Raw genomic sequence first — 19,976 nt, forward strand, 5'->3', positions numbered from 1 at the left:
TTTATTTCCCTCCTTTCTTAGTGTTTTGAGCGTTCTTTTTCGTTGGCAAGATTTCGCCACGATAGATCCACACTTTAACTCCTAATTTTCCGTAGGTAGTATCTGCTTCTTCCCAAGCGTAGTCGATATCGGCACGCAATGTATGAAGTGGAACAGTACCTTCTGAGTAGCCTTCGCTACGAGCGATATCAGCACCGTTTAAACGGCCAGATACCATTGTTTTGATTCCTTTAGCACCCGCGCGCATTGTGCGTTGGATAGCTTGTTTTTGAGCGCGTCGGAACGCAACCCGGTTTTCTAATTGGCGTGCAATTCCTTCACCAACTAATTTTGCATCTAAATCTGGTTTTTTAATTTCCACGATGTTGATGTGGATACGTTTGCCAGTTAAGCTGTTTAATTGTTTACGTAAGTTTTCAACTTCTGAACCACCTTTACCAATTACCATACCTGGTTTAGCAGTGTGGATAGAAACGTTCACGCGGTTAGCAGCACGTTCGATTTCAACAGTAGAAACTGCAGCGTCAGCTAATTTAGTCGCGATAAACTTACGGATTTTCAAATCTTCGTGTAAGAAGTCAGCATACTCTTTTTCAGCATACCATTTTGCATCCCAGTCGCGGATGATGCCTACACGCATTCCAATTGGATGTACTTTTTGACCCACTGATTATCCCTCCTTATTTTTCTGATACGACTACAGTGATATGACTTGTACGTTTGTTGATTGGTGAAGCTGAACCTTTAGCCCGTGGACGGAAACGTTTCATTGTTGGTCCTTCGTTAACAAAGGCTTCGGAAACAACTAAGTTTTCAACATCTAAGTCAAAGTTGTTTTCTGCATTCGCAACTGCTGACATCAAAACTTTCTCGATGATTCCGGCAGCTTTATTTGGTGTGAACTTTAAGATTGCAATTGCATCAGCAACGCTTTTACCTCTAATTAAATCAATCACTAGACGAGATTTGCGAGGAGATACGCGAATTGTTTTCGCAGTTGCTTTAGCTTTTGTAATTTGTTCTGCCATGATGATATCCTCCCCTCAAATATTAACGTCTTGTTTTTTTATCGTCAGCAGCGTGCCCACGATAAGTTCTGGTTGGTGCAAATTCACCTAATTTATGTCCTACCATGTCTTCTTGAATGTAAACTGGGACATGTTTGCGTCCGTCATAGACAGCAATCGTAAAACCGATAAAATTCGGAAAAATTGTTGAACGACGTGACCAAGTTTTGATGACTTTTTTCTTTTCGGCACCTTGTTGTGCTTCGACCTTTTTCATCAAGTGTTCATCGACGAAAGGTCCCTTCTTTAAACTACGACCCATGGTGAACCTCCTTCCAAAATGTAGACCACATGGTCAAAAAACTTATTTAGCTTTGCTACGACGTACGATAAGTTTGTCTGAAGCAGCTTTTTTATTACGTGTTTTGTAACCCAATGCAGGTTGACCCCAAGGTGATACTGGAGCTTTACGTCCGATTGGAGCTTTACCTTCACCACCACCGTGTGGGTGATCGTTAGGGTTCATTACGCTACCACGAACAGTAGGACGTTTGCCCATCCAACGAGAACGACCAGCTTTACCAATGTTAATCAATTCGTGTTGTTCATTACCAACAGAACCAATTGTTGCACGGCAAGTTGCTAAGATCATCCGTACTTCGCCTGAGTTTAAGCGGATCAAGACGTATTTGCCTTCTTTACCTAATACTTGAGCGCTTGTACCAGCTGAACGAATTAATTGTCCGCCTTTACCTGGTTTCATTTCGATGTTGTGGATAACAGTACCAACCGGGATGTTTGCAAGTGGTAATGCATTCCCAACTTTGATATCAGCTTCTGGACCAGAAACCACTGTCATACCTACTTCTAAGCCTTTTGGAGCTAAGATGTAAGCTTTAACACCGTCTGAATAATGTACTAACGCAATGTTAGCAGAACGGTTTGGATCATACTCGATTGTTTTAACAGTAGCAACAACGTTATCTTTGTTACGTTTGAAGTCGATTACGCGGTATTGACGCTTGTGACCGCCGCCTTGGTGACGTACAGTGATACGACCGTTGTTGTTACGACCGGCATTGTTTTTCAATGGTGCCAACAAAGTTTTCTCTGGAGTGCTTGTTGTAATCTCAGCAAAATCAGAGCTTGTCATGTTACGGCGACCATTTGAGGTAGGTTTGTACTTTTTAATTGCCACGCCTGTTTCCCTCCTATTTAGTAGTAGAATTTAATGCTTATTCAGCTTCGAAAATTGTAATTTCTTTTGATGCTTCAGTTAAAGTAACGATCGCTTTGCGACGTTTCTTTGTGTATCCTGCATATTTGCCCATGCGTTTGAATTTTGGACGCACGTTCACGATATTAACGTTTTTCACTTTAACACCGTCAAAAGCAGCTTCAACTGCTTGTTTTACTAAAGTTTTGTTCGCTTTAGTGTCCACTTCAAAAGTGTATTTCTTGTCATCCATGGCAAGCATAGATTTTTCAGTGATCACTGGGCGTTTGATAACATCTAGTAAGTTCATTATGCAAGCACCTCCTCAATTTGAGTCAGAGCAGCTTGAGTTGCTAACATTTTATCGCTTGAAACTACATCCAATACAGATACGTTGTTTGAAGTAACAACAGTTACGTTTGGTAAGTTACGAGCTGATAAAGCAGCAAAGTCGTTGTCTGCTTCAAGTACAACTAATACTTTAGAATCAACTGACAAGTTTGCTAAAACTTGTTTGAATTCTTTAGTTTTTGGTGCGTCAAAGCTTAATGCATCAACTGCAACCATTTTGTTTTCAGCAACTTTTGCTGATAAAACAGATTTCATTGCTAAGCGACGAACTTTTTTAGGAAGCTTGTAGCTGTATGAACGTGGAGTTGGTCCAAAGACAACGCCACCGCCACGCCATTGTGGTGAACGGATTGAACCTTGACGAGCACGACCAGTTCCTTTTTGGCGCCATGGTTTACGGCCACCGCCTCGAACTGCGCTACGATTTTTCACAGCGTGTGTTCCTTGTCGTAATGAAGCGCGTTGCATGATGATTGCATCGTAGACAACACTTTCATTTGGTTCAATTCCGAAGATTTCTTCGTTTAATGTGATTTCGCCATTTTGGCTACCATCTTGTTTAAATAATGCAATATTCGGCATTCCTAAGTTCCTCCTTCCTTAAGTTTACTTATTTAGCTTTCACAGCAGATTTAATAGTAATCAATGATTTTTTCGCGCCAGGAACGTTACCTTTAATTAAGATTACGTTGCGTTCAACATCAACACGAACAACTTCCAAGTTTTGGATTGTTACGCGATTGCCACCCATGCGGCCTGCTAAACGTTTACCTTTAAATACCCGGTTAGGTGCTACAGGACCCATTGAACCAGGACGACGGTGATAACGAGAACCGTGAGCCATTGGTCCGCGGCTTTGGCCGTGACGTTTGATTACGCCTTGGAATCCTTTACCTTTAGTTGTACCAGTTACATCGATGACATCTCCAGCTTCGAAAATATCAACTTTGATTTCTGATCCTACTTCTAAGCCCTCTAGCTCAACATCCTTGAATTCGCGAATGAAGCGCTTAGGGGCCGTGTTTGCTTTTGCAACATGACCTTGCGCAGGTTTGTTTGATAAAACTTCACGCATATCTTGGTAACCGACTTGAACTGCTTCATAGCCGTCGTTTTCCACTGTTTTAAGTTGTAATACTACGTTTGGAGTAGCTTCAACAACTGTTACAGGTACTAACTCACCAGATTCAGTGAAGATTTGAGTCATTCCCACTTTTTTCCCTAAGATTCCTTTGGTCATGATTACACCTCCATCTTAATTTAATTAATTATAGTTTGATTTCAATGTTAACGCCGCTTGGCAAGTCTAGCTTCATTAAAGCATCAACTGTCTTCGGTGTTGGATTCACAATGTCGATTAGACGTTTGTGAGTACGCATTTCGAATTGTTCGCGAGAATCTTTGTATTTATGAGTCGCACGAATAATTGTGTACAAGCTGCGTTCTGTTGGTAATGGAATTGGACCTGACACAGAAGCTCCAGTTCTTTTTGCAGTTTCCACGATTTTATCCGCTGATTGATCTAAAATACGATGTTCATACGCTTTTAAACGGATACGAATTTTTTGTTTTGCCATTATTTTCCCTCCTTCGCCTATTTTGAAAAGTAGACATAGCTCCACGAAAATTTCCGTCACGCTCGTCCATGGCAAAGCGTCCGGGCGTGTCGCAACCTCTCGTTTCGTAGCCGGCAGAATAAAACCTTATCCTACCAGTGCTTTTCACGTTTTGTAAGCAGCACCTTTATGATTATAGTATATCTAGCCTCTGTTCGCAAGGATTTTTTATTGATTTCATGCATTTTTTTGCACTTTTTCACTTGCAACTGCTTACAACTACGAATGCGAAATAGTTGAACTTTTTTACCCTCTTCGTTTTCTTAACTTAATAGAAAATAGCACAATCTTCTCAAAACTTTAAATTTTGACACGGCCATCCCATTTAAGCAAAACAGCACCTCTGCCAAAGCAGAAGTGCCGTTTATTTTTAGCCATTAATTAATTTTGCTCGAATTTTATTTGAGACAACTTCGACAATTAAGATTAAAACAATTAAGCCAATTAGAATTGAGCCGACTTGGTTCCACTTGTAACCATTAATAGCAAACATCAACGGCGAACCAATACCACCTGCACCGACTAAACCTAAAATTGTAGCGTCCCGCAAGTTCATATCGAAACGATAAATCGTAATCGAAACAAAATTACTTAATAATTGCGGTAAAATACCAAAACGAATTTTATCAAATGTTGTTGCACCAATCGAACTCATCGATTCCAAGACTCCTGTATCAATGGTTTCAATCGCATCAACATATAAACGAGACACCATCCCAATGGAAGTAACCGACATAGTCATCACCCCTGCAAAAGGCCCAGTTCCCGTTACTCGGACGAACATCAAACCATAAACCAATGCTGGCACTGTCCGAATAATAACCACTAAAAAGCGCGTCAAAACATAGACTGGTTTTGGCATGATACTTGGTGACATTAAAAAAGCAATCGGAATTGAAAAGATCGAACCTAAAATTGTTCCTAAAAAACCGATACAGATTGTTTCAAATAACAAATAGGCAACGCCAGTACTAGAAAAATCAAACAGAAAATTCAAATCCGGCGTTACAATGCCCTTTAAAATATTCAAGGCAACTTGAGAACCATCCGTACTGGTTTTATTTATTTTAATTGCTGTTAAAGACCAGATAAACATCCCAATGACAATTAAAGCAATTGTGGCATATTGTATTTTTTTATTGGGCTCTTTTGCCAATTGTTTTTCTACTAATGTATTCATGGCGTCCCCCTATTTTAATTTCCGACGCAAGTATTCACTTAGCATCTCGATTAACGCAACTGTTACAATCAACATCAATAAAATGGAACCCACACTAGCGTAATCGCGCCAGCCTAAGCGTTCATTTAATAGTAGACCTAAACCACCTGCACCTACATACCCTAGAATAGATGCATACCGTACATTTCCTTCAAAACAAAAGATCGAAGTAGATAAGTAGTTTGGCAAGATTTCTGGTAAGATACTATACCGAAAAGCTTGAATTTTGGTTAAGCCAAAAGATTCCATCGCTTCAAAAGTTCGCATATCAATTGTTTCAATTTGTTCGTACATAATTTTACCAACATAGGAAATAGTAAACATAAAAATAGCAATCGTACCGGCAAACGCGCCTAAACCTAAGATAAACGTTGCAATTAGAGCTACAACTAAAGTAGGCAACGTCCGTAATACACTTAAAATAAATTTAAATACGCCTGCAACAAAACGATTTTTGACAATATTAATAGAAGATAATACCGCAAAAGGAATTGCCAATAAAGAACCGATAATTGAACCTAATAAAGACATTTTAATCGTTTCTAATAGTGGTCCCCAAACACGATTCATGTATTTAAAATTTGGTGGAATCATATCACCGATAATAACGAAGAATTGTTTGCTTCTTAAAATTAAAGTACTAAATGAAAAATTCGTTACATCTGCTGCTACAAACATGAAGATGACAGTAATGAAAATATAAAGAGGCAAAAATGACCGTTTGCTTGTCACTTGTTTGCCATTACTTAAAGTTAATGTCTTTTTAAACAAGCTGACCACCTACGCTTCCACAGGTTGATTTTTGCCGTAAATTTCATCCAAAATGCTTTGGTCGACTACGTCTGTCGGACCATCATAAACGATTTCTCCTTGACGAATGCCAATCACGCGATCACAATACTCCAACGCTAATTCTACATGGTGTATATTCAAAAGAATCGAAACATTCATTTCGCGATTAATACGACGCAAATCTTCCATAACAGATTTTGCAGTGACAGGATCTAGCGAAGCTACTGGTTCATCAGCCAGAATAATTCCTGGTTTACGAGCTAGTGTACGCGCCAAGGCGACCCGTTGTTGCTGCCCACCAGAAAGTTGATCTACACGGGTATAAGCTTTATCCAAAATCCCTACATTATCTAATGCTTCTAACGCACGAATTTTATCTTCGTGAGGGAAAATTCCTAATGTACGACGCCATAAAGGCATATCCGGCACCGAAGAAACGAGAACATTTTTCAAAACCGTAGAACGAGTTACTAAATTAAAAGACTGAAAGATCATTCCGATATTCTTACGAAATTCCCGAATTTCTTTTCCTTTTAATTGACTCACATTAACATCATTCACAAGTAGTGTCCCCGAATTAATGTCATGCATCCGATTAATACAACGGATTAATGTTGACTTTCCTGCTCCGGAAAGACCGATAATTGCTACAAACTCACCTTGTTGGATTTCCAAATTGATATCTTTTAGTGCAACGGTACCGTTAGGATAAACTTTTTGCACATCTTCAAATTTAATCATTGCTGTATCCTTTCACGCTGAAGTTTTGATAATTACTCATTACTGTCGAAAAACAACCTTTTCCCACAATAAGACGAAATTTTAATTTCACCGTTAACTATTTATAACCGTTAACTATTTATAATAGGTAAAAGCTTTTACTTACTAAAAACTATTAAAATTTCGGCTTATCCTGTAAAATTTCTCGCATTTCAAACAGAAAGGAAGGGATTGTGTTGATAACACAACCCCTACTTTCCTATTTTTAGTGCTAGTTGCGCGATTATTCGCTAATTTTTTTAATTAATTCTTGTGCTTTTTTCTCATCATCATAATCAGATGCTTTTGCTTCTTTGTAACCCTCGTGATTATAGATACTGATTACTTTCTTACCTTCGTCTGTTTTACCAATTTCAATAAAGGCTTTACTTAACGCTTTTTTCAATTTTGCATCCATGTTTGGTGCATTTTTGCTAACGCTAATTGTATCATTGTAAATTGGATCGGTTACACCAATAACATTTGTTTCAGACCAAATATCATTTTTACGACCAAATTCTTTTGTCCATGTATCCACATAGTCTAAACGTGCATCGGCATATGCCATAACAACATCGATTTGACCAGCTGCTAAACGAGCAAATGAACTTGCATAAGAGTCAGATTGAACGGCATCTTTTAAGTCTAGTAATGTTTTATCGTAGTTTTTATTCATCCATAAAGTTGGATAGATATAACCTGCTGAAGATGAAGAATTTGCCATTGCCCAAGAAGCGCCATTTAAGTCATCCCAAGTTAATTTTTCACCAGCATTAACTTTTTTAGCTAATGCTTGCCCTTTTGCTGAAGGACCTGCAATGACTAATGCACGGTAGTAAGCAACTTGTTCGTCTGTGTTTTTCGTCGGTTTGTCATCGTTCCAAACTTTCGCATCGTCTGAATCAATCGATAAACCTTTCCGTGTTGCAGTTAATAATACGTCTGTTCCATCTTCGTATAAGACATATGTCCCACCAGGAATGAAACCAACATCAAGCGTACCAGAAGACAATGATTCACCAACCGCTTCATAACTCGTACCAACAGAGATATCCACGTTTTCAATGTTATAGCCTTCTTTTTTCATTTGGTCTTTCAAAAGATTTTTCAAAGGTTCAGTAGCTGTTACGATTTCGTCTGCGTCACGAGACGGGACAAAACCAATTGTCAACTTTTCCAACTTGATGTTTCCATCGGCATCTTTTTCACCTTTGCTATCATTTGATGAAGAATTACCACAGCCAGCTAGTAATAGCATTGCTGCCGCACTTGCCAAACCCACTTTCAAAACTTTTTTAAACATAATATCCTCCCATAATGAATAACTACAGCACAGATTTCACTGCGAACAAATAATAACATAATTTATAACCCTTGAAAAGACGAATATTTTTAAATAAGGCAGGGAATTTGTCTAGTTTTTAGGTAAATAATACTTGAAAGGCAAGTTTGATTTTATTATTCAATAATAAAAAGAAATTTCTTAATCACTACCAATTACCAAAAAAACTTTTTTATCATTATTTTACAAAATAATGACCTCTGACAATAAAATTTTTCGAATAAAATCCGAACATTATTACTGAATACACACGAACGAAAGTTGCTATTGGCATTTTTATTTATACAGGGCTGTCTCTTATTAAAACTACTGAACAAATAGCTACTTTCAAACTAAATAAAAGAACGTTTTGTCGTGGCGGCCAATGCTTTTTTTAAGGGGAAGTATAAAAAAGCAACCACTACAATGGTTATCGTAATGTTAACGAATGTTGCCGGCAATTTTGCCATAGCACTAATAAAAGCTGTTTGAATATCCGCTCCGGCTATTGTTAACATGACTGTATTTTTAAGTTGTGTCATACAGATTTTAGCAAGCCCCGTTACAAAGCCGATGACAACAATTTGCCAAAGCGCTGTTGGCTTTTTCTTAAAAATCAGCAATGCGGCATAAGCTGCCGCGCCGACAATAAAACTTTCCAAAATAAAATACGGTGCTTCTGTGGCATAACCATTTAACAGATCAAAAATAAAAAAGCCTAACCCTCCTGCTAAAGATCCTTTAAAATAACCTAGTAATAAAACTGCCAACAACAATACCGCATTGCCTAAATGGACAAAGGCCCCTGTCGGTAGTGGAATTTTAAGTGTTGTCCCAATGACTGTTAAGGCAGTAAATAGTGCCACTAAAACAATCCCCTGTACAGAAGTTCGATTTTTCATCACATAACCACCATTCTTTTTTCTGCTTTATTATATGCACCATGCCAAACGTGTCCAACGTAAGGGTTAATTTGCACTCCGGCTTTAATAGCAGCGGCAACAAATTGTTTTGCCATTGCGACGGCTTGTTTCATCGGTACTCCTTTAGCTAGACCCGCTGTCACTGCTGCTGCAAATGTGCATCCCGCACCATGATTAAATTCGGTTTGATATAATTCATTTTCAAATATTACAAATTCAGCGCCATCATAAAACAAGTCAATCGCCTTATTTTCCCCTAAGCGGTGTCCACCTTTTACCACGACATTTTTAGCTCCTTGTTGCTGGATGGCTTGTGCCGCTTTTTTCATATCGGCAATGCTTGTTAAATCTCCTAATTCAGCTAAGATTCCCGCTTCTACTAAATTAGGTGTGGTAATTGTCGCGATAGGTAATAAGTATTTTTTTATTGCCGTAACCACTTCTGGTTGCAAGATTTGCGCAGTCCCTTTACAAGCAATCACTGGATCGATGACAATATTTCGAATGTGCTTGTTTTGTAAAAAATCAACCGTCGCTAAAATATTAGCCTCATTTCCCATCATACCGGTTTTTAAAGCCGCCATAGAAGTACCTGCAAAAGCAGAAATAAGTTGTTTCAACAATAATTCAGTTGGCAACTCCGTCACTTCATGAGACCAACCATCAGTAGGATCCATCGTTACAATAGAAGTAATACTAGCAAAACCAAACACACCATACTCTTCAAAGGTCTTTAAATCAGCTTCTAAACCGGCACCGCCCGTAGAATCAGAACCCGCTATAGTTAATACGTTTTTCATTGGACCACTCCTTTAATCACTAATAATCTATTTACTCCAAACACTAACACTCCTAATGCCAAATTAACTTAAAGTATAAAACTTCTCTACCTTGACGGAAACGACCAATTGGTTTATTTTAAAACCAACCAATTACATTTAAAGTAAATTCAAAATATGCACCCACACCAATGCGAAAAAGGAGGGCCTTATGACTTTAAACCGTAAAAGTAAAACCCCTTTGTTTCAGCAATTAATGGAAGTTATTATTGCAGATATTGAATCAGGTAAACTAGCTCCAGGAGATCGACTAATGCCCGAGCGAAAAATGGCTGAATTCTATCAAATCAATCGTTCTACGGTTAATCACGCGTTAGAAGAATTAACAAGTTTAGGCTGGCTTATGCGTAAACAAGGCAGTGGAACAGAAGTCGCCAAAGGTCGTTGGGGATCACGACAAGCTCCACAATTTCAATGGCAACATTTATTGGCTAACCGTAATCAACAACAAGACCCCTACAATAAGCAACAAAATCACTTACGAAATAATTTTGCGACCCTCGATTTAGCCAGTGGCGACTTACCATCCGATTTGATTCCGGATTTCAAATTTCCTGCTTTATCTTGGGATCAAATAGTAAAAGAAGAAGAAAATCTAACTGAAACAGGTTACCTGCCTTTAAAAAAAACAATTACTAAAAAATTGGTTGAAAATTTTCAGCTTCCTTTAGCTAATCAAGATCTTTTAATTACCGCTGGTTCCACACAAGGAATTTTGCTAATTCTACAGACCCTTTTGCGTCCAGGGGATGTGATTGCTACTGAAGATCCGTCTTTCTTATTTGCATTACCTCTTTTTCAATCGCTAGGTTTACGCTTAGAAGGAATTGCAACCGATCAAGAAGGAATCATGCCTCGTGAATTGGAAAAACAAATTTTAGCCAAAAAAGTAAAACTGTTGTATTTAAATCCAACTTTTCAAAATCCAACTAGCCGTTGTCTTTCCTATGAACGACGACTAAAAATCACTGAAATCTGCCGTAAATACTATGTACCCATTATTGAAGATGATATCTTTGGAGAATTGGATTTCACTACTCCTATTCCAAAATTAAAAGAAATCGCCCCTGAACAAGTGTTATATCTCGGTTCTTTATCGAAAATTTTTGGTTCAAGCATTAAAATTGGCTGGTTATTGGCTCCTCAAAATTTGATTCGTTCATTGACCAATACAAAAAAACTATTGGACAGTGAAACCAACTTATTCACTCAAATAGTTGCCAATATCGCCTTAAGCAATCCAGCTTATACATTGCAGCACAAGCAATTAATTACCGAACTAAAAAAAAGAAGCCAATTACTCTGCGAGACTTTTACGCCATTTAAAGCAGACTGGACTTTCTCTGAAATTAAAGGTGGTCTTTACTACTGGTTTACTTGGCAGCATCAAAATTTAACTCGCAAAGATTGGCAGCTTTTTTTTACAGAAAATCTTTTAGTCGCACCTTCTTTTTTCTTTAGTAACGATACAATGTCTATGCGAATAAATTATACAACGCTCACACCTGAACTTGCTGAATCTTTAGCACACAAAATGCAACGTATTAATTCTAAGCTTTTAAATAAAAAATAGATTGATTAAAGCTATAAATCTAGGAGGTTAATTAAAAATGAATACTATTATTGAACAGCTAAAAAGCCATCGTAGTTATCGTCATTTTGATGAAAACTACACGTTAACGCAAAACCAGTTACAAGAAATTTTGGATGCTAGCCGCCAAGCACCTTCTTGGATGAACGGCCAAGCATACTCCATTATCGTGGTGCAAAACCAAGCGCTGCGAGAAAAGCTAGTGACACTAAATCCAAACAATCCGCATATGTTACACAGCTCTGTCTTTTTATTATTTGTAGCTAACTTAAAGCGAACGCAAATGGTTGCAGTTAAAAATAAAGTTCCCTATGCCATTACTGATAGTTTAAATCCTTTGCTTATCGCCACAACTGATGCAAGTTTAGCCTTACAAAATGCTGTAATTGCTGTGGAAGCATTAGGACTAGGGAGCGTGGTCGTTGGTAGTGTACGCAATCATATCACGGAAATCAGCACGCTGTTTAATTTACCAGATTATGTTTATCCTGTTGCCGGCCTTAGTATCGGGAAACCAACTGTCGAAATGCACATTAAACCCCGTTTACCAGAAGAAACAGTAGTACATTATGACACTTACCAAGAATACGATTATCAATTAATTGAAGATTATGATCAGATTATGGAAGAATTCGCCGAAGCCAGAGAAACAAAAAGTTGGACAAAAAAATTCGCCGACTATTATAAAGAAGCACGCAACTCTGAGTTAAACAGCTATTTAAAAGAACAAAAATTACTTTAATATTTAGTTATTCACGTAATTTGCTAACAAAAAATCCCTATAACTGCGTACAAAACTTATTGGAGTTTAGTTAAACGCAAGGATAGGGATTTTTATTTGGGCTAAAAAAAGAAGCAAAATCCGCAGATTTTGCTTCTAAAATTCAAGAATTATTTTTCGATTGAAGTAACAACGCCTGAACCAACAGTACGTCCGCCTTCACGGATTGAGAAACGAGTACCGTCTTCGATCGCGATTGGGTGGATTAATTCAACGTCCATAGTAACGTTATCACCAGGCATAACCATTTCAGTACCTTCTGGTAATTCAACAACGCCTGTTACGTCAGTTGTACGGAAGTAGAATTGTGGGCGGTAGTTAGTGAAGAATGGTGTATGACGTCCACCTTCTTCTTTAGTTAAAACGTAAACTTCTGCTGAGAATTTTGTATGTGGAGTGATTGAACCTGGTTTAGCCAATACTTGACCACGTTGGATGTCTTCACGAGCCACACCACGTAATAATGCACCAATGTTGTCGCCAGCTTCAGCGTAATCCAACAATTTACGGAACATTTCAACACCTGTTACAGTAGTTTTAGCAGTTTCTTCAGCGATACCTACGATTTCAACTTCGTCACCAACGCGAACTTGTCCACGTTCAACACGACCAGTTGCAACAGTACCACGACCAGTGATTGAGAATACGTCTTCGACTGGCATCATGAATGGTTTGTCAGTATCACGAACTGGAGTTGGGATATATTCATCAACTGCAGCCATTAATTCTAAGATTTTTTCTTCGTATGAAGCGTCGCCTTCTAAGGCTTTCAAAGCTGAACCTGCGATAACTGGAGTGTCGTCGCCTGGGAAATCGTATTCTGACAATAAGTCACGAACTTCCATTTCAACTAATTCTAATAATTCTTCATCGTCAACCATGTCCATTTTGTTCAAGAATACGACGATGTAAGGAACACCAACGTTACGTGACAATAGGATGTGTTCACGAGTTTGAGGCATAGGACCATCAGCAGCAGATACTACTAAGATCGCGCCGTCCATTTGTGCAGCACCAGTGATCATGTTTTTAACGTAGTCCGCGTGTCCTGGGCAGTCAACGTGAGCATAGTGACGGTTTTCAGTTTCATATTCAACGTGAGCTGTTGAAATTGTGATACCGCGTTCGCGTTCTTCAGGTGCACCATCAATTTGATCGTAAGCAGAAGCTTGTGCTAGACCTTTTTTAGATAATACAGTTGTAATTGCAGCTGTAAGAGTAGTTTTACCATGGTCAACGTGTCCGATAGTACCAATGTTTACATGGGGTTTAGAACGGTCAAATTTTTCTTTTGCCATTTTAAAATGTTCCTCCTAAAAATACGTAATAGTTTTTTATTTTTTGATAGGTAAACTGTCATAAGCGACAGTTTGCCCTTATCATCGTTAATATTGTACACGAATTTTTTTAAAAAATATAGCTCTTTTAAAAAAATCCTAATCATCAAAAATTATTCAGCTTTTCCGCCGTTTTTCTTAATGATTTCTTCTTGAATAGATTTTGGTACATCTTCGTAGTGGTCAAATACCATCATGAACGTACCGCGACCTTGTGTAGATGAACGCAATGTAGTTGCGTAACCAAACATTTCTGCTAACGGAACGATAGCATTAACGATTTGGGAATTACCGTGAGCTTCCATACCTTCAACACGACCACGACGTGCAGTTACGTGACCCATAATATCACCTAAGTAATCTTCTGGAACAGTAATAGTAACTTTCATCATTGGTTCTAAGATTGCAGGTTTTGCTTTTTTAGCAGCGGCACGTAATGCCATTGATGCTGCAACACGGAAGGCAGTTTCACTTGAATCGACATCATGGTATGAACCATCGTAAAGTTTTGCTTTAATATCTACTAATGGATAACCGGCTAAGACACCATTTTCCATTGCATCAACTAAACCTTTTTCAACGGCTGGAATGTATTCACGTGGAACCACACCACCAACGATGGCATTTTCGAATTCGAAACCGGCACCTTCTTCGTTTGGTGTAAATTCAATCCATACGTGACCGTATTGACCTTTACCACCAGACTGACGTACAAACTTACCTTCTGCTTCAGTACCAGCACGGAAAGTTTCACGATAAGAAACTTGAGGAGCACCTACGTTTGCTTCAACTTTAAATTCGCGTCGCATACGGTCAACTAAGACATCTAAGTGTAATTCACCCATCCCAGAGATAACTGTTTCACCAGTTTCAACGTTTGTTTCAACGCGGAATGATGGATCTTCTTCTGCAAGTTTTTGTAATGCAATACCCATTTTATCTTGGTCAGCTTTTGATTTAGGTTCAACAGCAACTTGGATAACTGGGTCAGGGAATTCGATTGATTCTAAGATTACTGGCGAATCTAAGGCACAAAGCGTGTCCCCTGTTGTTGTATCTTTCAAACCAACGGCAGCAGCGATATCCCCAGAATAAACGCGGTCGATTTCGTTACGTGTGTTGGCATGCATTTGCAAGATACGTCCGATACGTTCTTTTTTGTCTTTTGAAGCATTCAATACGTATGAACCACTTTCTAAGACACCAGAATAGACACGGAAGAAAGTTAGGCGACCTACAAATGGGTCAGTCATAACTTTAAATGCTAATGAGGCAAATGGTGCTTCATCGTCAGCTGGACGAGTTGTTTCTTCGTCAGTCTTCGGATCAATCCCTTTAATTGCTTCTACATCTAATGGTGAAGGTAAATAGTCAAGAACGGCATCCAACATTAATTGAACCCCTTTATTCTTGAAGGCTGAACCAGCCATTACAGGGAAGAAGTCAACATTGATAGTTGCTTGACGGATACCAGCTTTTAATTCAGATTCCGTGATTTCTTCGCCATCTAAATATTTCATCATTAAATCTTCATCAGTTTCAGCTACTGCTTCCACTAATTTTTCGCGCCATTCTTGCGCTTGTTCTAGGTATTCTTCAGGAATTTCAGTTTCTTGAATTTCAGTACCTAAATCGTTCGTATAGATTTCAGCTTTCATTGTCACAAGGTCAATGATACCGGTGAAATCTTCTTCTGCACCAATTGGTAATTGGATTGGGTGAGCATTCGCACCTAAACGATCGTGTAATGTAGAAACTGAGTACAAGAAGTCTGCCCCAATTTTATCCATTTTGTTACAGAATACAACACGTGGTACGCGGTATTCTGTCGCTTGGCGCCAAACAGTTTCAGTTTGTGGTTCAACCCCTGATTGAGAGTCAAGGACCGTAACAGCACCATCTAGTACACGCAATGAACGTTGTACTTCAATTGTGAAGTCCACGTGTCCTGGTGTGTCGATGATGTTGACACGATAGCCTTTCCACTGAGCAGTTGTCGCAGCAGAAGTAATCGTGATACCACGTTCTTGTTCTTGTTCCATCCAGTCCATTTGTGAAGCACCTTCGTGGGTTTCACCAATTTTATGGATTTTACCTGTATAATAAAGGATACGTTCAGTCGTAGTCGTTTTACCTGCATCGACGTGAGCCATGATACCAATATTACGAGTTTTTTCTAACGAAAATTCTCTAGCCATTTCTTGCTTGTGCTCCTCTCTTTAAAAAGCGGCAAAAGAAATCTTTTGCCAGCTTACTTTGTGTAACAATCGAATTGTCTTTTTCGTAAGAACAAAAAAGATCTTACCAACGATAGTGGGCAAAAGCACGGTTGGCTTCAGCCATTTTGTGTGTGTCTTCGCGTTTTTTCACAGAAGCACCAGTGTTGTTTGCTGCATCCATGATTTCTTTTGCAAGACGTTCTTCCATTGTGTGTTCTCCACGCAAACGTGCGTAGTTAACAACCCAACGTAAGCCTAAAGTTGTACGACGTTCAGGACGAACTTCAACTGGCACTTGGTAGTTAGAACCACCAACACGGCGAGCTTTAACTTCTAAGACAGGCATGATATTTTTCATTGCTTGTTCAAAGACTTCTAATGGATCGTTACCAGTAGATTCTTTAATAATGTCAAAAGCATTATAGATAATATTTGCAGCAATCCCGCGTTTGCCATCAACCATAACACGGTTAATCAAACGGGTTACTAATTTTGAGTTATACATAGGATCTGGTAAAACATCGCGTTTTGCAACTGGACCTTTACGAGGCATCCGTAACTCCTCCTTTACGTAGTCATTTTGTATTGTGTTCTATATAATAGTCTTTAAACTAGATTAAGCTTTAGGACGTTTTGTACCGTATTTAGAACGTGATTGTTTACGGTCGTTAACGCCAGCCGTATCTAATGCACCACGAACGATATGGTAACGTACCCCTGGTAAGTCTTTTACACGTCCACCACGTAATAAAACAACGCTGTGTTCTTGTAAGTTGTGGCCGATACCTGGGATATAAGCTGTTACTTCGATCAAGTTAGACAAACGAACACGGGCGTATTTACGCAAAGCTGAGTTCGGTTTTTTCGGTGTCATTGTACCCACACGAGTGGCAACCCCACGTTTTTGCGGAGAGTTCACATTCGTTTGAGCTTTTTTGAAACTGTTATATCCTTTGTTCAATGCTGGTGAATTTGATTTTTCAACCTTGGATTTACGAGGTTTACGTACTAATTGGTTAATTGTAGGCATCCCTTGTTTTCCTCCTTCCTTGATTCGCTTTTCTAGCTCCACACATCCAGGTGGTTCTTTTTCAGCGATAAAAAATAATGCAGCCTTGTGCATAATCGTCAGTTGTACTTTTCTTACAGTCAGCACGTCTGTTTTAAGAGACCTGTAGACAAAGCACCTTTGTTAGAATAGCATGATTAGAAATACGTGTCAATAAAAAACGCAAAGCTTTTGCAGACTTCTTGTAATTTTTTTAAGTAGCGATTTTTCTATTTAATAGCAGGCAGAATCCGCTTTTCTTTATAGAAGCAAAAAATTTAAATTTTATATCTTATTTAAATGCTTTATGGTTTTTTAACTGTAAAAGAAACGCCAGAAAGCTATCATTTCCTATAAAAAAGCTTTAAAATAGAGTCAAATTAATTAGTTTGCAAAGGGGTAAAAATTACGATGGATTTAAAAGAAATGGTTGGAAAAGAAGCTTGTAAACACATTAAAAGCGGTATGACAGTAGGTCTTGGAACAGGTTCAACCGCTTATCATATGGTAGCCGAAGTTGGGCGCATGATTAAAGAAGAAAATTTACAAATCACGGGTGTGACAACTTCTACCCAAACTTTAATTCAAGCCAGAGAGCTAGGCATTCCATTGGCTTCAATTGATGAAGTGGACCACATTGATATTACCATTGACGGAGCCGATGAAGTTGATCCCCAATTTTTAGGGATTAAAGGCGGTGGTGCTGCTCTCTTATATGAAAAAATCGTTGCTACGTATTCGGATAAAGTGATTTGGATTGTTGACAGTTCTAAAATGGTGGAAAATTTAGGGAATTTCCCACTACCAGTAGAAGTGATTCCTTTTGGCAGTCAACAAATTTTTAACATTTTTGTCACACGCGGCTATGCACCTACTTTTCGTAAAACGAGTGATGGTGAATTTTTACACACAGACAGTGGCAATTATATTATTGATTTGCATTTAGATGTCATCGCTGACCCCCACGCACTAGCTGAAGAATTAATTCATATGACCGGCGTAGTGGAACATGGCTTGTTTTTGGATATGACCAATCTCGTTATCGTAGGAGAAAATGATGGACCTAAAACACTAATAAATCCTGCTTTCGCTTAATTTTTATAAAATAAATTGCCGTTTCTTTGAGACAGAAACGGCTTTTTTGAACTGAAAAACTACTTGTTAAAAGAGCTCTATTTTTTCTGAGTACAACTTCGTGGGCTTTTTTGCGTTTTTTTGAAAGAAACGGTACCATTTTAACGGAGTTTGTGCTACATTTTTCTTAATGAAAATGAAGACTGAGAGGATTTACCATGACTATTTTTGGCTATGCCCGCACTACAATCAACGACAATGATTTAGATTCCCAAGTGAAGTCTTTGACGGAATATGGCTGTGGTCCGGTATTTTTAGATACTTTTGAACAAAAATACCACGAGGAAAATCACGCCGATTTAGATACTGTGATTGCACAAATGCAACCCGGTGACGCCTTAGTCGTATGTGATTTACACCGTTTAGGCCGTTCTACGCGGCAATTAACAGAACTAACAAGTCTATTTAAAAATCGGAATTTGCACCTAGTTAGTTTGACAGAAAACATTGATACAAGAAGTGAAATGGGTGACATTTACTTTAACTTAATGGAAGGTTTAGCTCAAATGGAGTGCGCTTTAATCAAGGAACGTACTCTAGTCGGCTTAAATAAAGCCCGCCAAAAAGGAAAAATTGGGGGTCGTCCAAAAATCGATGTAAAAACGGTGAAAAAAATTCGCCAGCTTTATTACGATAAAAAAGAAACAATCCAATTCATCTCTTCAAAGTGTGGCGTATCAGTAGGAACATGCTACAAATATATTAATTTAGCCCCTGAAGAATTGGAAAAAATCACCAATTAAATGAATGCACAACAACTTGTTTTTCCTTTGAGAAACAAGTTGTTGTGCGTTTTTTAGTGGAAAAATGCCTAAAAACAGTGTACAATGTGGAAGGAATTGAAAATTTCAGAAACCAAATGACAAAGGAGAGTTATTCATGCCAAAATTAGTATTTTCTCGTCACGGTTTGAGCGAATGGAATGCATTAAACCAATTTACTGGTTGGGTTGACGTAGACCTAGCTCCAGAAGGTGTTGAAGAAGCAAAAGAAGGCGGCCGCAAAATTAAAGAAGCCGGCATCGAATTCGATATCGCTTATACTTCTGTATTAAAACGCGCTATCAAAACTTGTAACTATATTCTAGAAGAATCAGATCAATTATGGGTGCCACAAGTTAAATCATGGCGCTTAAACGAACGTCATTATGGCGCGTTACAAGGTTTGAATAAAAAAGAAACTGCCGAAAAATACGGTGATGAACAAGTTCATATCTGGCGTCGTTCATACGACACATTACCTCCATTATTGGATGCAACAGATCCAGGTTCTGCAGCAAACGATCGTCGTTATGCTATGTTAGATCCTCGCGATGTTCCCGGTGGAGAAAACTTAAAAGTTACTTTAGAACGTGCGTTACCATTCTGGCAAGATGAAATTGCGCCAGCATTAAAAGACGACAAAACTGTTTTAGTTGCAGCCCATGGTAACTCACTACGCGCTTTGGCTAAACACATTGAAGGAATCTCTGATGATGACATCATGGATCTTGAAATCCCAACTGGTCAACCATTAGTTTATGAATTAAATGATGATTTATCAGTAGCTAAAAAATACTACTTATAAGCTTAAACAACTAAAAAGAACGAAAGCATTTTGCTTTCGTTCTTTTTTATGCTAAGTCAACAATCACTTCACTATTTTGGTGAAATCTCCTATCACATCGCATACTTTTATTGTTATTTTGCTGCAATAAAGAGATGTTTTACTCATTGATAACTATGAAATTCACTCTCATTACTTTAGCAGTGCAATTTGGAAAAAGCAGCTACTAAAATTTTTTCAACTTTTCTGTCGCTGCTATTACTTTAATAACATGTATA

At 38.4% G+C, this 19,976-nt stretch carries 23 protein-coding genes; 5 read left to right on the forward strand and 18 right to left on the reverse strand.

Annotation, left to right across the window (positions count from 1 at the left end):
* Nucleotide 1 precedes the first annotated feature (1 nt).
* From rpsC to thiD, 14 genes are all read right to left on the reverse strand, one after another.
* On the reverse strand, nt 2–667 hold the full coding sequence (rpsC, locus tag EsVE80_RS11705) for a 30S ribosomal protein S3 (protein WP_173103865.1): 666 nt from the start codon (nt 665–667) through the stop codon (nt 2–4).
* Nucleotides 668–680: 13 nt separating this feature from the next.
* A complete protein-coding gene (gene rplV, locus EsVE80_RS11710; RefSeq protein ID WP_173103866.1) occupies nt 681–1,028 on the reverse strand; it encodes a 50S ribosomal protein L22 in 348 nt (115 codons plus the stop codon).
* 22 nt (nt 1,029–1,050) lie between these two features.
* A complete protein-coding gene (gene rpsS, locus EsVE80_RS11715) occupies nt 1,051–1,329 on the reverse strand; it encodes a 30S ribosomal protein S19 (protein WP_071864217.1) in 279 nt (92 codons plus the stop codon).
* A 42-nt stretch (nt 1,330–1,371) separates the two neighbouring features.
* A complete protein-coding gene (rplB, locus tag EsVE80_RS11720) occupies nt 1,372–2,205 on the reverse strand; it encodes a 50S ribosomal protein L2 (protein ID WP_173103867.1) in 834 nt (277 codons plus the stop codon).
* A gap of 37 nt (nt 2,206–2,242) precedes the next feature.
* Nucleotides 2,243–2,533 (reverse strand): 50S ribosomal protein L23, encoded by a 291-nt coding sequence (locus tag EsVE80_RS11725; protein ID WP_173103868.1) that lies wholly within the window; start codon nt 2,531–2,533, stop codon nt 2,243–2,245.
* Nucleotides 2,533–3,156 carry a 50S ribosomal protein L4 gene (rplD, locus tag EsVE80_RS11730; protein ID WP_173103869.1) on the reverse strand — a complete coding sequence of 208 codons (624 nt, stop codon included), beginning with the start codon at nt 3,154–3,156 and terminating at the stop codon, nt 2,533–2,535. Before rplD ends, EsVE80_RS11725 begins: the two co-directional genes overlap by 1 nt.
* Nucleotides 3,157–3,184: 28 nt before the next feature.
* Complete coding sequence (gene rplC / locus EsVE80_RS11735) at nt 3,185–3,814, reverse strand: 50S ribosomal protein L3 (RefSeq protein ID WP_173103870.1); 630 nt, start codon at nt 3,812–3,814, stop codon at nt 3,185–3,187.
* Between the two features lie 28 nt (nt 3,815–3,842).
* Nucleotides 3,843–4,151 carry a 30S ribosomal protein S10 gene (rpsJ, locus tag EsVE80_RS11740; protein ID WP_002290443.1) on the reverse strand — a complete coding sequence of 103 codons (309 nt, stop codon included), beginning with the start codon at nt 4,149–4,151 and terminating at the stop codon, nt 3,843–3,845.
* Nucleotides 4,152–4,560: 409 nt separating this feature from the next.
* Nucleotides 4,561–5,370, reverse strand: a complete 810-nt coding sequence (gene phnE / locus EsVE80_RS11745; protein ID WP_173103871.1) for a phosphonate ABC transporter, permease protein PhnE — start codon at nt 5,368–5,370, stop codon at nt 4,561–4,563.
* 9 nt (nt 5,371–5,379) lie between these two features.
* Entirely contained in the window at nt 5,380–6,180 is an 801-nt protein-coding gene (gene phnE / locus EsVE80_RS11750) for a phosphonate ABC transporter, permease protein PhnE (protein ID WP_173103872.1), read from the reverse strand.
* A 9-nt stretch (nt 6,181–6,189) separates the two neighbouring features.
* Nucleotides 6,190–6,942 carry a phosphonate ABC transporter ATP-binding protein gene (gene phnC / locus EsVE80_RS11755; protein ID WP_173103873.1) on the reverse strand — a complete coding sequence of 251 codons (753 nt, stop codon included), beginning with the start codon at nt 6,940–6,942 and terminating at the stop codon, nt 6,190–6,192.
* A gap of 262 nt (nt 6,943–7,204) precedes the next feature.
* Nucleotides 7,205–8,263: a phosphate/phosphite/phosphonate ABC transporter substrate-binding protein gene (locus tag EsVE80_RS11760; protein WP_173103874.1), complete on the reverse strand. Its 1,059-nt coding sequence runs from the start codon at nt 8,261–8,263 to the stop codon at nt 7,205–7,207.
* Nucleotides 8,264–8,634: 371 nt separating this feature from the next.
* On the reverse strand, nt 8,635–9,183 hold the full coding sequence (locus EsVE80_RS11765; protein ID WP_173103875.1) for an ECF transporter S component: 549 nt from the start codon (nt 9,181–9,183) through the stop codon (nt 8,635–8,637).
* On the reverse strand, nt 9,183–10,004 hold the full coding sequence (gene thiD / locus EsVE80_RS11770; protein WP_173103876.1) for a bifunctional hydroxymethylpyrimidine kinase/phosphomethylpyrimidine kinase: 822 nt from the start codon (nt 10,002–10,004) through the stop codon (nt 9,183–9,185). Before thiD ends, EsVE80_RS11765 begins: the two co-directional genes overlap by 1 nt.
* 190 nt (nt 10,005–10,194) lie before the next feature.
* Between thiD and EsVE80_RS11775 the strand changes: the two genes are divergently transcribed.
* On the forward strand, nt 10,195–11,616 hold the full coding sequence (locus EsVE80_RS11775; RefSeq protein WP_173103877.1) for an aminotransferase-like domain-containing protein: 1,422 nt from the start codon (nt 10,195–10,197) through the stop codon (nt 11,614–11,616).
* Between the two features lie 37 nt (nt 11,617–11,653).
* Complete coding sequence (locus EsVE80_RS11780) at nt 11,654–12,376, forward strand: nitroreductase family protein (protein ID WP_173103878.1); 723 nt, start codon at nt 11,654–11,656, stop codon at nt 12,374–12,376.
* 149 nt (nt 12,377–12,525) lie between these two features.
* Here the strand turns inward: EsVE80_RS11780 and tuf are convergent, their stop codons facing one another.
* From tuf to rpsL, 4 genes are all read right to left on the reverse strand, one after another.
* On the reverse strand, nt 12,526–13,713 hold the full coding sequence (gene tuf / locus EsVE80_RS11785; protein WP_173103879.1) for an elongation factor Tu: 1,188 nt from the start codon (nt 13,711–13,713) through the stop codon (nt 12,526–12,528).
* 152 nt (nt 13,714–13,865) lie between these two features.
* A complete protein-coding gene (fusA, locus tag EsVE80_RS11790) occupies nt 13,866–15,950 on the reverse strand; it encodes an elongation factor G (protein WP_173103880.1) in 2,085 nt (694 codons plus the stop codon).
* A 103-nt stretch (nt 15,951–16,053) separates the two neighbouring features.
* The gene (gene rpsG, locus EsVE80_RS11795; protein ID WP_071864205.1) at nt 16,054–16,524 is read right to left on the reverse strand and encodes a 30S ribosomal protein S7; all 471 of its coding nucleotides are present in this window, start codon (nt 16,522–16,524) and stop codon (nt 16,054–16,056) included.
* A gap of 63 nt (nt 16,525–16,587) precedes the next feature.
* On the reverse strand, nt 16,588–17,001 hold the full coding sequence (rpsL, locus tag EsVE80_RS11800; RefSeq protein ID WP_003127956.1) for a 30S ribosomal protein S12: 414 nt from the start codon (nt 16,999–17,001) through the stop codon (nt 16,588–16,590).
* Between the two features lie 429 nt (nt 17,002–17,430).
* Here rpsL and rpiA point away from each other — a divergent pair, with 429 nt between their 5' ends.
* From rpiA to EsVE80_RS11815, 3 genes are all read left to right on the forward strand, one after another.
* Entirely contained in the window at nt 17,431–18,114 is a 684-nt protein-coding gene (gene rpiA / locus EsVE80_RS11805; RefSeq protein WP_173103881.1) for a ribose-5-phosphate isomerase RpiA, read from the forward strand.
* A gap of 197 nt (nt 18,115–18,311) precedes the next feature.
* Nucleotides 18,312–18,896 carry a recombinase family protein gene (locus EsVE80_RS11810; RefSeq protein ID WP_173103882.1) on the forward strand — a complete coding sequence of 195 codons (585 nt, stop codon included), beginning with the start codon at nt 18,312–18,314 and terminating at the stop codon, nt 18,894–18,896.
* A gap of 136 nt (nt 18,897–19,032) precedes the next feature.
* Nucleotides 19,033–19,719: a 2,3-diphosphoglycerate-dependent phosphoglycerate mutase gene (locus EsVE80_RS11815; protein WP_173103883.1), complete on the forward strand. Its 687-nt coding sequence runs from the start codon at nt 19,033–19,035 to the stop codon at nt 19,717–19,719.
* The last annotated feature ends 257 nt before the right edge of the window (nt 19,720–19,976 follow it).

It is taken from the genome of Enterococcus saigonensis (assembly GCF_011397115.1).
GTDB lineage: Bacteria > Bacillota > Bacilli > Lactobacillales > Enterococcaceae > Enterococcus_C > Enterococcus_C saigonensis.